A 14,614-nucleotide genomic window follows, 5' to 3' on the forward strand; every position below is an offset into this window, starting at 1 on the left:
TAGCGGCTGAACGACTCACCGCGCGTGGTACATTCCCGTTAATTATCGCTTTAAATAACCGATTGCGCGGAGTAAAAATCAGGGATGATTTTTATTCATACAGTCCCTGTATTCACCTCTTCGAGGCCAGCTTCGCTGTTAGAATTTGTTCCAGACAAATTTTTAAATATTTGCCGCAGGCGACTGCATGGAAGCAGGAGATAGAGCAACGCAGGAGCAGTTGCCGAGATGCGGATCAAATATGTCTCCGATAGAGCAATTGGTTCTTTAAAATCAGCGATAATTTCGGGTCGCCTTTTTTTGGTTACTTTTTTGTAAATCTCGTCCTGAGATTTATCGCTTCGAGACCTGCTTCGCAGTCCTAGAATATTCCGGATATTCTAGTGGCGACGCACAAATTTATCGGGAATCAATTTGAATTGCCGCAGGCAATCCGAAGGGTGAAATACAAGGATGTATTTCATTAACAAAAGTGACTGGTAGCGATAGAAGAAGTTAAAAGGGCGATAAAGCTAATAAGCAAATCATAAAACACCTCGAAATCAAACGGCACTCTCACTCAACTTCAAGTCGCTACTAACCCGTAAATACTTGCTAATATCTACCTCATCCACCTGCGCCGCATGCATAAATTTCTTCGCATATTCCTTGTAAATACCGCTAGTCAGCAACAACTCAAACACATCAATATCCACGTGTTCATCTAATGCCATCTTGTACAAGATATCGATGGCGACGCTCACAGGTTTGGCTTTCTTATACGGTCTATCTGCCGCCGTTAACGCTTCGAATATATCGGCGATAACTAACACACGCTCTGGCATTGATAAATCATCGGCGCTGAGTTTTCGTGGGTATCCTGTACCTTTTAGTGTTTCGTGATGCGTCGAAGCATAGCGCGAAACGCGTGATAGCTCCGGCGGTAGTGGCAAGGCTTCAAGCATCTTAATGGTACTGATTACGTGTTCGTTGATGATGTATCGGTCTTCTGCCGTTAAGGTGCCGCGGCCAATTGACAGGTTATACACCTCGCCTTGGTTACTGACGTATTGCGGCACTTCCATCTTGATTTCAAATTCAGGTGGGAACTCCACTGGTTTAACGCGGTATTCGATATGCTCACGTTTGTCTGCTAGCAACGATTCCGTCACTGGTAAAGGTTTGTCACTCATGTCTAATTTACTTTCTTCGACGGGCGATAGGCCAAGACGATTATCAAAGTAGCGTTGCCATGTTATTTCTTTAAGGCTATTAAGACGCTTAATGTGTGCATCATCCATGAACTCACCGCCTACATTGGCTTGTGCGACAAAATCAAAATCTTCACGTAGTTGTTTTCGATTATTGTTGAGTGCTTGTTTCAATTGCTCTTGGCGCTCTGGTGTTTTAGCGACTTGTTTAAGATATTCAATTTCGGTATCACGCCACAACACTTCAAAACGCATGCGAATTTCGTGGATACGGTTATAAATCACCTCTAACTTGGTGCCTTTGTCCACGATATGCACGGGTGTGGTTATTTTTCCGCAATCGTGAAGCCAAGCGGCAATAGTGAATTCGCGGATCTCATCGTCATTTTTGAATTCGAAATCAGCAAACACGCCGTCTTTTGATTCGCTAGCTGCTTGAGCCAGTTGTAGGCCAAGCTCCGGCACGCGCTCACAATGACCGCCCGTATAGTGTGACTTATCATCAATGGCCTGCGAGATAATCTTAATAAAGGAGTCTAGTAAGTTTTGCTGGTCCTTTTCATGTTGCTCGATTGAACTTGCCATATCAATCATCGACAACGACAGCTGCTCTAACTCAATGATGCTGCTTGGCGTATATTCAACTTCACTAAATTGTCGTTGCTTTATTTTTTCGTTTTGACGTGAAAGCTGGCGAATCGGCGCCACGATAGGCGACACAAAAGCGCCGGCAAGCAATAACATCAACAATAAACAAAGTGCGGTAATAATGATTGACCATTTTATTTCAAGCAGGCTTTCACCAAGCACCTCATTCACTGGTATAATCACCGAGAATGTATCGTTGCTGCCGGTCATCGGCTTAATGTAAATAAAGTAAGATTTACCGTCGATATCAATCATGTTCATTTTATGATGGTATTCAGACTCCCGCGCTAAGGTAATTAATTGATAGTAAGGTACAAAACCATTGGAACTCGCACCTGCTTTTTTCTGTTCACTCACACCCCATTTCTTATCCAGATTCAGCTTAAGTTGCGGCGTAATCTGGCCAAGACCTAAATTAATAATCTCAACCAACTGCGGATCTTTTGCCACAACATGAAGCGTGCTCGGCACAGTCATTTCTCCAAAATCTAGCGCAGGGTGAAACGTAATGCCTTCAATGAAAAACTGCTGCGCTGTGTGTTGCAAAATCAATTGACTATCAATACCCGCAAACGCCCTGCCTTGTCGCACTTCTTCAATAACATCTTTTAGCAGCGGTACTTCTTTGAGCGTAATTTGTGGGTAGTTTTTACGTAAAATATTGCTAAATGACCAACCATGAGTGATGGCTACAGTTTTTCCAAATAGCTGATTAATTGACGATATTTCGGCGACGTTCGGCGCAGTTACGACAGAAAATGGCATATCCGTAATGGTATTTGATAAATGTCCAAGCGCTTTGTTTTCTTCATTATCATAAACCGCAGGCAATGCATCTAGTTTACCACTGCCGTACATGCTTATTAATTCTGGCCATGTGTGACCATTAACAAACTCAAAGTCTATTCCTGTGGTGGCCGCCACAATATTAAGCACATCGATTGCATACCCTTGCGGCTTGCCCGCAATGGAGAAGTCGATTGGAGACCAATCCGTTGAGTTTGAAACCTTCACTGGACCATGCGCGGTTAAATAGGCTCGTTGAGCATCGTTTAACTCAACAGGGGCCACTTGAGACAATGACGCTTGAAGCTCGCTCTTTTGATTACTGGCAATGATTTCGCCCGTTTCTTGATAAAGGAAAATCTCCCCTTCATCGCTAAGTTTTTGTTTCTTTAGATAGGTAGATAGCGAAGAAAGTGCAATATCGATGGCGACAACATTATTAGAGTTAGGAATAACCGTGGAATATGTTTGACCCGGTGACTGTAAACTTTTAAATAAATAGGGCGATGTTTTATGCACATCACCGTTAAGAGCATTTGAATACCATGGCCTTGTTCGCACATCATACTCACTCATTTCTACATGGCTAACCCGTAGCTGAAATGCTGCATCATAATAGGCCGTTGTTCGAAGACGTTGTCCGTGTTGTTCGTTAACATTCACAACCAACCAGCGATCACTAGGCGCCGCATTAAGGTTACGGCGTACATCATTACTTAATGCTAGATTGATGACTTGATAAAGATCGCCGTTCTCAAAGCCAATAATGGCAGAATAAAAACTCGATGAACTTTGTAATACTTGGGCAAAAATTTGCTGCGTAACATCACCAAGTTCATTGTTTTGAACAAGACTTGGGATCTGCGCCAACGAGCGAGTAGATTGAGTTGCTTGAGTGTCTATACGTTGAAGATAATCTGCTGTTTGAGAAGCCGTTGTGTCGTAATAATTAAAAGCCGACTCCGTGGCCATCTTTTTACTAAAGTAATATTGCAGCCCCAAAGCGATACCCACAATCAGCACATTGGTTAAGATAAACACACTTAACACGGCCAATCGAATGGTGAATTTATACTGAAAATTTTTGATCGTTAGAGACATCAGACATCCTTTCTTCAGCTAGTATCGAGGCTTTAGTCCTCTCTAACCAAACTTGACTACTTAAGGTTCCATATTGGTACTTACGTAGTATCTTCTGAATGTTGACTATAAATCAAGCTGTTTCATGTTTTAAATTGATTGATATCAGGAGATCATTCATCGTGTTCAGGAGAGGTTAATCATTAAAACTTCACATTAGCTAGCTTAAAATTACAGTAAATTAAGCGTTTATAAGGATATAAAAAATGGCTAAACCTCTATTGCTCTTAAGCACACTATTATGTGTTGGACTAACAGGATGTATCGTCAAACCAAACTTCGAATCAAGCTATAACAGTGAATGTAATATCACTCAGAAACGTATCACGTTAAGTGTTGAGCAAGTAGCCGAGTTTGGCGCTCGCAATTGCAATGGAGCACACGACTGTAAAGCAGCAATTGTCACTCAATTTGTCACGGCTGGCCTATCACTGCCAGTAAGCGCCATCATTTCAGGCTCAATAGCGTTAGTAGGCAACTCTCTATATTGGCTCCAAGAGGAAAAATGCGAGGCATAAAAAAGACGCTCAATAGAGCGCCTTAAAAATTGGTTTTGAGAGAGGAAAAAACCTATTTTTGTTTCATATTCCAAAGTACGCTTTGGTCACTGCCCATCATAGTGGTTGGCATCTTACCATCCCATTGTTGAGCGCGCATATAATCAACCAATACTTTGTTTGCTTTAATTGCTTCTGCTTTTTTCTGAATAGCTTCAGCTTCAGCTAAACCTTTAAGACGTATCGCTTCAGCCTCTGATTTAGCGTTAGTTAAAATGGCGTAAGCGGAACCATCTGCACGGGCTTTGTCGGCGTCACGCGCCGCTTCAGCGGTATTTACATCACGTTGTGCTTCAAGCTTTTGACGCTCTAAACGATGCTTTTCTGCTTGTGCTAAGTTCTTTTCAGTTTGCTTTGTTTCAATGCTTTGCAAGTATTTTGGTGGCAATACTAAGTTTTCGATTTGTACACTATCAAGCTTTACAGGAAATTCTTCCATGGTTGCTAGCAACGTTTCTTCTATTTTTTGAATTACTTGCCCACGGTTTTGAACAATTTGTTCCGCTTTATATCGCGCTAAAGCATCTTTGGCAGCACTGCGTAAACGTGGATCAAGAATGCGATTCTCGAACTGCTCTAAACCACCATAGTTTTTATAAAGTTGAAAAGCTTCAGGGCGAATGACTGTCCAGTTTACCGATACTTCAGCGCCGACAGGCATTTGTTCAAACGTGGATGCTTTGAGCTTCTCAGCATTTTTACGCGTACGAATTTCCAACTCTTCAACGGTATCAGCAAATGGTAATTTAAAGTGCAAACCAGGGTTAACCTGCTCTGTCGCTTCACCAAATCGTTTAACGATGCCAACGTGGCCTTCATCAATGGTATAGAACACCATCCAAATGGCTAAAATTGCAGGCACCACAATCGCCAGCTTTGATGCGTGTTTAAGTGGATTCGGTGTTTTTACTTTCAAATTAGGCATTATCCATCCTTGATGTATTTAAATTACTGCTTTTCAAATTGGGCGACGAGTATATCAAGATTCTCGGCTAAGTTATTAATATTAGTCGCATCGGTAGCAATTTGCTCAATACTCTGATTTTGCTGATGTGTACCTTGCTGCATGGTTTGCATGCTGCTAGAAATTTGCGCCACACTTGCTGATTGAGCTTCGGTTGCACCAGCAACGCTTTTATTCGTTGCATACACACTTTCAACATGATTTTTATTGGTAAGTAACACTTCTTGTGCATTACTAAACGAATCACTCGCCGTTGATGATTGACCAATAATAGCCTCAATTTCAGTAACAGCTAATTTAGAATTACGCTGCAAGTCGTCCATGATATTTTGAATTTCATCAGTGGATTCTGTGGTTTTAGAAGCGAGGTTTCTAACTTCATCAGCTACTACTGAGAACCCGCGACCATGCTCGCCAGCTCGAGCAGCTTCAATAGCCGCATTTAATGCGAGAAGATTGGTTTGATCTGAAATACTCTTTATCACACCTAATGCATTGGCAATGGTTTCTGTACGACCGGTTAAATTGGTAATTACAGTTGCCACGTCACCAATTTTTGAAGAGAGATCAGAAAGTTCATCATGTGTTTTAGATACTAAGACACTCATTTCCTCATCATTTTCAGCAATCACTTTTGATGTTTCTAGTGCTTGTGATGCACTACCAGCAACATCGACTAACATATTGTCAATTTGAGTGATGGCTTGAGACACTTCCTCTACTTGCAACCCATTATCGGCGGCATTGAGTGATGTTTCTTGTGCTTGATGCTGAAGCGACACCACATAGTCTTTTAGTTGACGGCTATTTCGAGCAATATCAACGAAGGCTGTTTGCAGATTATTTGCGAATGCATTGTAGCCACGCGCAACAGCAACTAGCTCTTTCTGTCCTTGTTCTGGCATGCGATATGAAATATCAGCATCACCCTGACCAAGATCAGAGAACAATTTAGCCATACTTAAAATAGGCTTGCTCAGGCTATTGGCAATAAAGTAGGCAAAAACCGTCGCCAATAACATGGCCACCAACACCCACATAAAGATACTGAACGTTGCTTTGTTTAACGAAGCAAACATTTCTTGAGCAGGTACCTGCGCAACGACATACCATTTCATACTTGGGATAAAGCTACTTACAACAATGAAGTCTTCACCGTCGATAGTCGTGTGAGTTAGATTAAAATCTGTTTGATTTAATAGCTCATTGGCTGTCGTGCCGTTATAAAGAGAGGCCAATGATGCTTTACCCAAAAGGCTACGATCGCGATGTAATTGAACACCGCCTTTTTCATCAACCAGATAAACAAAACCCGTCTTCTCTAATTTAAAACCATTTAGCAGATTTACAACATCGGCAAACGAGCGAGAAACGCCACTTAATCCTGTGCCGCTAGGTTGTTGGTGATTAACAAATAAATCGACACGATCACTGTCTGGATAGGCATAAATACTGACCATGCTTTCTTGGCCACTTTCTACATAGCGATAGAACCAGCCGTCGACATTATCGTCTTGTAACTGACGTAGAAAGCCGTCTTGATTCCAATAATCTGCTGTTTGACGATTAGCAAAAGAAACATTACTCAGTTGATATTCGCGCTGAATACGTCCAAGTTTATTAAGAAGCTTTTCTTCACCAGCAGTAGATTTATCGCCAGTGTTCCAATCTAATAGAAACTCATCGTTAGCGACTTGCTTGGAAACCGTCAACATTATTGATATTTGACGATCAATAGTGAGGTTTATTTGTTTAATGATGTTCGGCAATTCATTATTAAGAACACGTTGCTCAATAATCGATTTTGCTGTGCTTTGGCTGAATATGCCAATAAAAATTGAGGTAACAGTTACCACTAGCACCAAGAGGAATACAATTTTTTGTTTTATAGATAAATTATTCATATCACCAACTGCTTCAATACATTACGGGTATATTTAAACACCCAAATAATAAAGTATTATATAAATATAATAGGGTCTGTTGATCTTTGTGGTTCAAATTTTGTTCAATCTAAAAGGGTTTTGGGCACATGTTCATTGTTCCAGACTGAACAAAAGCACCCACATCCTTGTGGGCGAGGCATGAGGATTGATGCTGGGTTTACCCCAGTGAATGACGAATAACGCCGCACAAAATACTTTTAGGTGAATCCTACGGACAGCATTTGTTTGTTATTTCTACGGCGTTATCGCCTATTCGTGTAGCCAGCTACACCACATAGGCTCTGCCTTGTAGAAACCCCAAACAAATTGCTGCAAAAATGAACTCAAAAGATCAACAGACCCTAACTAGTTATAAAAAACTAATCAGTCGATGTTAACACAAAAATTATTGGTCCTTAGGATCTTGTGGATTATTTTTATTGTTTAATTGAAAATCGTGATCTTTGTTCACAAATTCACCGTCGATGATATCTTCAGACTGCGATTGATGTGATGAAAACCCTTGATTAAATGGCTGCTGTGACGCCATATTTTTAATGATAATTCGCGCTAATAATTTGTTAGCAAAGAATTGACGACTAAATGGCAGTAATAAAATAAGGCCTAATAAATCGGTTACAAATCCTGGAGTTACCAACATGACACCCGCAATGGCTAACATCACGCCTTCAATAACTTCCTGTCCCGGTTGCTCGCCTTGTTGCATTTTTTTCTGAGCATTCATCAATGTTTTCAGCCCTTGACTACGCACTAAAGACGCACCAACGGCCGCTGTTAATATAACCAAAGCAACGGTAGTAAATGCGCCCAATTGCTCACCAACTTCAATAAGTACAGTGATTTCAATAACTGGTACCACGATAAAAATAAAAAATAGAATGAATAACACGTTACACCTCAATTAATGGCTTAATGGTTTGCTACATTTTTTTGCCGCATAGTTTGGATATGGGGTCATTTTATGTCAATTCAATGGAATTATTGCTGCAAATCCAAGGTCAATAATTCACGAGCATCAGAGCTCAGGATAAGTTACTATTACGTCGTTATTTTTTACCTACTTTAGGTATAGAGGAAACATCAACTTCATGATTAAGCGTTTATTACTTGCTAGCACATTGCTATTGTTAACCTTTACGGCTCAAATTGGCCAAGCAGCAACCGGATTTAGCGATTTATTTTCACAAGGCCCGAAGTTTTTACCGCAAGAACAAGCCTTCATTTTCAGCTTCTCTCAGCAGCAAGATCGAGTCATCATTCGCTGGCGGATCACTGATGGTTATTATCTCTATAAAGAAAAGTTCGAATTAACGAGCCCTACGAGCGCCATTAGCGATATTCAGTTGCCGAAAGGTGAAGCGCATTACGATGAATATTTTGGCGAGCAAGAAGTTTATCGCGACGAAGTGGAGTTTTCTTTTTCCGTTGCAGATAAGTCTAAAGATCATGAAATAACACTGGCGTATCAAGGCTGTGCCGATGCTGGACTATGTTATCCACCGAGTAAAATTTCGCTGTTTTTTGACCCAAGCTTTATCTCAACCCAAACACTCGAAGCACCTGCGTCAAACGAACTGTTAGCGCCAGTTAGCGAGCAAGACATGTTTGCCAGCTGGATTAGCGACAAAACTCTGTTTTGGTCTCTATTCGCATTTTTCGGTTTAGGTATTGGCTTAGCGTTTACACCTTGTGTGTTCCCAATGTACCCAATTTTGTCTGGCATCATTGTCGGTGCTGGCAAGCAAATTTCGACTAAACAAGCGTTCATGCTGTCGTTTGTTTACGTGCAAGGCATGGCACTTACCTATTCTGTTTTAGGCTTGGTTGTTGCGTCACTTGGTCTACAATTTCAAGCGTTATTTCAGCACCCAGTAGTATTAGGCTCACTCGCTGTTTTATTTACCTTCCTAGCCGCTTCAATGTTTGGTTTTGTTAATTTACAACTCCCAAGTAGCTGGACAGAAAAGCTTAACGATGCGTCAAATAAACAACAAGGCGGTAAATTCTTTAGTGTCTTTATGATGGGGGTTATCTCCGGTCTGGTTGCTTCACCGTGCACGACAGCACCGCTATCTGGCGTATTGATTTATGTCGCGCAATCTGGCGATTTATTATTAGGCGGCGTGACACTGTACGCCTTGTCTTTAGGTATGGGTATACCATTGTTAGTCATGGGCGCGTCCGGCGGTAAACTCTTACCAAAAGCTGGTGCATGGATGGACGTTGTGAAAGGCGCATTTGGTTTCATGTTGTTGTCGGTTGTTGTCGTATTACTCGGCCGTTTTATCGACGAGTTGTGGGCTAATATGGCGTGGAGCGCATTAGGCATTAGCTTCGCAACTTATCTACTGCATCACAATCAGTTCACTAACGCCAGCGTCGGTAAAAGCATTCGGTTAGTCATTGCTCTGTTAGTGCTATTTGGTAGCTTACTATGGGGTGTCAAACCTTGGCTAATGCCTATATCGGGCCCAAGCTCAGCAATTAACACACAAGCACACAGCACCGACTTTATCCAAGTCAAAGGTTATGACGAGTTACAAGCACAACTGGCTATTGCTAAAGCTGCGGGCAAACCTGTAATGCTAGATTTTTACGCCGACTGGTGTATTGCGTGTAAAGATTTTGAGAGTAAAACCTTCTCTGATCCTGTCATCAAGGCAACGTTAGACAACATGGTGTTAATTCAAACGGACGTTACCGCCAATGACGCGCTAGATATCGACATTCAAGATAAGATGACTATATTGGGTTTACCAACCATTATTTTGTTTGATAAAGATGGCACCCCACTGAACAGCAACCGAGTTGTCGGCTTTCAAGGGCCAGAGCAATTTAAGAAAACGTTGGATTTAGTGAACTATTAGTTAAGATTCTCAGTATTGTATGATGTGTTTTTAATGATAGCGCTAACTTTAGGTCAGGCAATAACACATCAGTTACTTTTCTTAATGAAATACATCCATGTATTTCACGCTCTGGACTAGCTCAGAGGCTATTCAAATTTGTTCCTGACAAATTTGTGCTTCGCCACTAGAATATCAGGAATATTCTAGGACAGCTTTAGCTGGTCGCGCAGCGATAAATCTTAGGACGAGATTTACTAAGAAAAGTAACCAAAAGAAAGGCGACCCGTGATTTACCGCTTATCTTAGAAAATAAACTGCCTAATCAATACCGTATTTAATCCGCATCCCTGCGGAAAATACTACAAAATTTGTCTGGAACAAATTTTAACAGCGAAGCTGGCCTCGAAGAGGTGAATACAGGGACTGTATGAATAAAAATCATCCCTGATTTTTTCATTAGTCAGTTGATTATCTAAGGCGCTAAATAACGGGAATGATCCTCGCTTAATATATTGCGACAACCTATAAAACAACAATATACGTGAAGAAATTTAAATAAGATGAACGTCACGTTATTGTGGGAGAAAAAATGAAATACAACGATCTGCGTGACTTCATAGCGCAGCTAGAAAAACTAGGACAATTAAAACGCATTACAGCAGAAATTGATCCTTATTTAGAAATGACCGAAATTGGCGATCGCACACTACGTGCCAAAGGCCCTGCATTGTTATTTGAGAATGTGAAAGGTCACACGACACCAGTGTTAGCTAATTTATTTGGCACACCAGAACGTGTCGCGTTAGCCATGGGGAAAACCTCAACTGAAGCGCTGCGTGACGTTGGTGAGTTAATGGCAAAGCTCAAAGAGCCTGAGCCGCCGAAAGGGTTGAAAGACGCTTGGGATCAATTGCCGATGTATAAGCAAGTGCTTAACATGCCGATAAAACGTCTTAAGAAAGCACCTTGCCAAGACTTTGTGATGGAAGGTGACGATGTTGATCTAACTAAACTCCCTATCCAACATTGTTGGCCTGGTGATGTGGCGCCTTTAGTCACTTGGGGATTAACCATCACCCGTGGTCCACATAAAGAGCGTCAGAATTTAGGTATTTATCGCCAACAATTACTCGCTAAAAATAAGCTCATCATGCGTTGGTTATCTCATCGTGGTGGTGCATTGGATTATCAAGAGTTTCAAGAAACGAACCCTGGTGAACGTTATCCAGTATCTGTTGCCTTAGGCGCCGATCCCGCAACGATCATTGGCGCGGTAACGCCTGTGCCAGATACATTGTCTGAGTATGCATTCGCCGGTTTATTACGTGGTAGTCGTAGTGAAGTTGTTAAGTGTTTAAGCAATGATTTGGAAGTGCCTGCAAGTGCTGAATACGTGCTTGAAGGTTACTTAGAGCCCGGTGAAATGGCACCCGAAGGGCCTTATGGCGATCACACTGGTTATTACAATGAAGTGGAAGAGTTTCCTGTATTTACGGTAACCCATATTACGCATCGTAAAGCTCCTATTTATCACAGCACTTACACGGGGCGTCCACCTGATGAGCCAGCAATTTTAGGTGTTGCCCTCAACGAAGTATTTGTACCTATTTTAAAGAAACAGTTTCCTGAAATTGTTGATTTTTACTTGCCGCCAGAAGGGTGTTCATACCGCATGGCGGTAGTGACCATTAAGAAACAATATCCTGGTCATGCAAAACGCGTGATGATGGGTGTGTGGTCTTTCTTACGTCAATTCATGTACACCAAGTTTGTGATTGTATGTGACGATGACATTAATGCTCGTAGTTGGGATGATGTTATTTGGGCCATTACCACCCGTATGGATCCAGCACGTGATACAACGATGATTGAACACACGCCTATCGATTATTTGGATTTTGCATCGCCAGTCGCAGGGCTTGGTTCTAAGATGGGACTCGATGCCACCAACAAATGGCAAGGTGAGACTGATCGCGAATGGGGTGAGCCAATCGTGATGACTCAAGCGGTTAAAGATCGCGTTGATGAACTTTGGGATGATTTAGCAATATTTCCTAAAGAAAAGTAGATAAAACCGCCGATTACTTAGTTGGACGAGTTCTAAAAATCGCCCAACTACGTTATTCTTAGAACATCTTATGCACTAATTTATTCCCAAGGTAACTTTAATGTCAGAAATCAACTGTCAGGTTGTTAAGCTCGAAGCGTTTAACGAAAGCGTATTCCACGTCGTATTACGTCCTGCCCAGCCATTCACCTACGAAGCGGGTCAATATTTAATGGTCAAAATGTCTGATGATGACAAACGCCCATTTTCAATTGCCAGTTCTCCAAGCGACGGTGAATTAATTGAGTTGCACATTGGCGCGTCTGAGTTACAAAGCTACCCGATGCAAGTCATTGACCGCATGAAAGAAACCGGTGAAATTACGATTCTTGCACCACACGGTGAAGCGCAGCTTGATAACAGTCATCAGCGCCCTATCCTGTTAGTTGCTGGCGGAACCGGTTTTAGCTACGTTCGTTCAATTGTTCGCGAATTAATGGCAACAAACGATCAGCGTGATGTCACCGTCTACTGGGGCTGCCAAGCGGTTGAGCACATGTATTTATTCAACGAAATGCAAGCGCTAGCTCAAGCTCACGATACATTAACGTTTGTGCCAGTAGTAGAAAATACACCAGAAAACTGGCTTGGCGGCACTGGTCAAGTTCATAAAGCTGTGATGAATGACATCAGCGACTTAAGCCCTTATGAGATTTACGCCGCAGGCCGCTTTGACATGGTTGGCGTGGTGCGCGATGCATTTTTAACGCAAGGCATGGCGATTGAAAACATGCACGGTGATGCACTGCCTTACTTAAAATAGGCCATTGCCAATTGAAGGGGATAAAACATGGAACAACGTTATCAAAGCTTTAATGAGTTTTATCCCTTTTACCTTTCCCAACATCAGCATCCAGTATGCCGTCAACTTCACTTTGTTGGCAGCGCTTTAATACTCCTTGTATTAGCTTACACATTATATAACCAGCAATTTATGTGGCTGCTAAGCCTGCCTATTATCGGTTATGGTTTTGCATGGGTTGGCCATTTCATTTTTGAAAAAAACAGACCAGCGACTTTTACTTATCCGTTGTGGAGTTTAATGGGCGATTGGAAAATGTTTTGGCAAATACTTACCCGTCAAATTTAGTTATCAGCTCGCCACGACGATAAAGCACCGTGTAATCAATGGCTAAGCTCAGAGAGCGCGTAGTGATAAAGCAAAAGAACGCTAGCCATAAACCATGATTTTGCCATTGCTCAACGCTAAACCACACCCCGAAGAAAACCGCACAAGACAACAACATAGAATCACGCATTTGTTTACTACGCGTTAATCCGACATAGACACCATCCATCAAGAATGTCAGCCAACCAATTGCACAAATAGCGATAAGCCATGGCAAATACTCACGTGCGTATTCTCGTACCGGTGTTAAATCTGTGAGCAGGGCAATCCATGCATCACCTAAAAAAAACAGCACCAACGCGAATAAGCCGCCAACAATAGCGCTCCACAGCCCGCTAATCATCACGACTTGATGCAGGCGTTGGCCATTTTTCTGGCCTTTGGCTTCACCGACTAAAGATTCAGCGGCATAGGCAAAGCCATCTAAGCCGTAGGACGCAAACAAAAATAGATTGAGTAAAATAGCATTAGCAGCAACAGTTACATCGCCAAGCGCAGCCCCTGTAATAGTGACGAAACCTAAACAAGCTTGTAGCGCTAAAGAGCGAATAAAGATGTCTTTATTAAGGCTCAATAATTTCGTAAAAAACACCGATTTAGGGCGGATAAGCACTCGCCAGTTAACTTGCTTAATTTGCGGTAAAAGAACAACGATTAGCATCGATAAGCCGCAATAATCGGCGATAACCGACGCAGTCGCAGCGCCTGCGACGCCCCAATCTAGATACACGACTAACAAGATATCAAGAGCAATGTTTATCATGTTGATAACAAACAACTGATAGACCACCCATTTGACCTGCTGGCGCGCAACAAAATAACCCAGAACAACGAGGTTCAATAATGCGGCTGGCGCTGAGAAGATTCGAATATCAAAATACACCTTGGCATATTGAGCCACTTCATCGCTTGCCTCCATCGCGCCTAAGATACCGTTAATTAGCGGCGTTTTGACAACAAGCAACAGACCAGCAATACCTAATGCCAACATGCTCGAATGAAAAAAGTACTGCCATATTTTATCAACATCTTTTGCGCCAACAGCTTGTGCTATGACGCCAGTTGTTGACATGCGCAGAAAACCCGAGAGCCAAAAAATAATACTGATAATCATACTACCAACGGCAATGCCGCCCAAATAATAGGGATGCTCAAGATGTCCAATAACAGCGGTATCCACCATGCCTAACAGCGGTGTGGTGATATTTGATAAGATCATTGGCAATGCTAAAAGCAATAACTTGCGCTGTGTGTCAATGGAGGCGACAATGCTCATTAGAATTAACCTTAGGAAGTTG

10 protein-coding genes are annotated in these 14,614 nt (G+C 42.0%); 5 read left to right on the forward strand and 5 right to left on the reverse strand.

All coding sequences use genetic code 11. The features are described from left to right. Positions 1 to 542: 542 nt before the first annotated feature. A complete protein-coding gene (locus ACMAZF_RS17255) occupies positions 543 to 3,725 on the reverse strand; it encodes an HD domain-containing phosphohydrolase (protein WP_435274968.1) in 3,183 nt (1,060 codons plus the stop codon). A gap of 245 nt (positions 3,726 to 3,970) precedes the next feature. Here ACMAZF_RS17255 and ACMAZF_RS17260 point away from each other — a divergent pair, with 245 nt between their 5' ends. Beyond that, positions 3,971 to 4,282 (forward strand): hypothetical protein, encoded by a 312-nt coding sequence (locus ACMAZF_RS17260; protein ID WP_435274969.1) that lies wholly within the window; start codon positions 3,971 to 3,973, stop codon positions 4,280 to 4,282. A gap of 52 nt (positions 4,283 to 4,334) precedes the next feature. On the opposite strand, the gene ACMAZF_RS17265 is transcribed toward ACMAZF_RS17260, so the two are convergent. The 3 genes from ACMAZF_RS17265 to ACMAZF_RS17275 form a co-directional block, all read right to left on the reverse strand. Next, positions 4,335 to 5,246, reverse strand: coding sequence for an SPFH domain-containing protein (locus ACMAZF_RS17265; protein WP_435274970.1), 912 nt, complete (start codon positions 5,244 to 5,246; stop codon positions 4,335 to 4,337). 23 nt (positions 5,247 to 5,269) lie between these two features. Beyond that, positions 5,270 to 7,189 carry a methyl-accepting chemotaxis protein gene (locus ACMAZF_RS17270; RefSeq protein ID WP_435274971.1) on the reverse strand — a complete coding sequence of 640 codons (1,920 nt, stop codon included), beginning with the start codon at positions 7,187 to 7,189 and terminating at the stop codon, positions 5,270 to 5,272. Between the two features lie 427 nt (positions 7,190 to 7,616). After that, on the reverse strand, positions 7,617 to 8,120 hold the full coding sequence (locus ACMAZF_RS17275) for an FxsA family protein (protein WP_435274972.1): 504 nt from the start codon (positions 8,118 to 8,120) through the stop codon (positions 7,617 to 7,619). 199 nt (positions 8,121 to 8,319) lie between these two features. Here ACMAZF_RS17275 and ACMAZF_RS17280 point away from each other — a divergent pair, with 199 nt between their 5' ends. From ACMAZF_RS17280 to ACMAZF_RS17295, 4 genes are all read left to right on the forward strand, one after another. Further along, positions 8,320 to 10,098, forward strand: a complete 1,779-nt coding sequence (locus ACMAZF_RS17280) for a protein-disulfide reductase DsbD (protein ID WP_435274973.1) — start codon at positions 8,320 to 8,322, stop codon at positions 10,096 to 10,098. A 571-nt stretch (positions 10,099 to 10,669) separates the two neighbouring features. Next, complete coding sequence (gene ubiD, locus ACMAZF_RS17285; RefSeq protein WP_435274974.1) at positions 10,670 to 12,148, forward strand: 4-hydroxy-3-polyprenylbenzoate decarboxylase; 1,479 nt, start codon at positions 10,670 to 10,672, stop codon at positions 12,146 to 12,148. Positions 12,149 to 12,248: 100 nt separating this feature from the next. Continuing rightward, complete coding sequence (fre, locus tag ACMAZF_RS17290) at positions 12,249 to 12,950, forward strand: NAD(P)H-flavin reductase (protein WP_435274975.1); 702 nt, start codon at positions 12,249 to 12,251, stop codon at positions 12,948 to 12,950. 27 nt (positions 12,951 to 12,977) lie between these two features. Next, positions 12,978 to 13,277 carry an Mpo1-like protein gene (locus ACMAZF_RS17295; protein ID WP_435274976.1) on the forward strand — a complete coding sequence of 100 codons (300 nt, stop codon included), beginning with the start codon at positions 12,978 to 12,980 and terminating at the stop codon, positions 13,275 to 13,277. Here ACMAZF_RS17295 and ACMAZF_RS17300 read toward each other — a convergent pair. After that, positions 13,261 to 14,592, reverse strand: a complete 1,332-nt coding sequence (locus ACMAZF_RS17300; protein ID WP_435274977.1) for an MATE family efflux transporter — start codon at positions 14,590 to 14,592, stop codon at positions 13,261 to 13,263. The genes ACMAZF_RS17295 and ACMAZF_RS17300 overlap by 17 nt on opposite strands. Between the last annotated feature and the right edge of the window lie 22 nt (positions 14,593 to 14,614).

This window comes from Psychrobium sp. nBUS_13, from assembly GCF_051201665.1.
Classification (GTDB): Bacteria; Pseudomonadota; Gammaproteobacteria; order Enterobacterales; family Psychrobiaceae; genus Psychrobium.

What these genes read in the sequence shown, in the direction of transcription:
- ACMAZF_RS17255 (WP_435274968.1), bottom strand. Translation starts at nt 3,725, where the DNA reads ATGTCTCTAACGATCAAAAATTTTCAGTATAAATTCACCATTCGATTG.
- ACMAZF_RS17260 (WP_435274969.1), top strand. Translation starts at nt 3,971, where the DNA reads ATGGCTAAACCTCTATTGCTCTTAAGCACACTATTATGTGTTGGACTA.
- ACMAZF_RS17265 (WP_435274970.1), bottom strand. Translation starts at nt 5,246, where the DNA reads ATGCCTAATTTGAAAGTAAAAACACCGAATCCACTTAAACACGCATCA.
- ACMAZF_RS17270 (WP_435274971.1), bottom strand. Translation starts at nt 7,189, where the DNA reads ATGAATAATTTATCTATAAAACAAAAAATTGTATTCCTCTTGGTGCTA.
- ACMAZF_RS17280 (WP_435274973.1), top strand. Translation starts at nt 8,320, where the DNA reads ATGATTAAGCGTTTATTACTTGCTAGCACATTGCTATTGTTAACCTTT.
- ubiD (WP_435274974.1), top strand. Translation starts at nt 10,670, where the DNA reads ATGAAATACAACGATCTGCGTGACTTCATAGCGCAGCTAGAAAAACTA.
- fre (WP_435274975.1), top strand. Translation starts at nt 12,249, where the DNA reads ATGTCAGAAATCAACTGTCAGGTTGTTAAGCTCGAAGCGTTTAACGAA.
- ACMAZF_RS17295 (WP_435274976.1), top strand. Translation starts at nt 12,978, where the DNA reads ATGGAACAACGTTATCAAAGCTTTAATGAGTTTTATCCCTTTTACCTT.
- ACMAZF_RS17300 (WP_435274977.1), bottom strand. Translation starts at nt 14,592, where the DNA reads ATGAGCATTGTCGCCTCCATTGACACACAGCGCAAGTTATTGCTTTTA.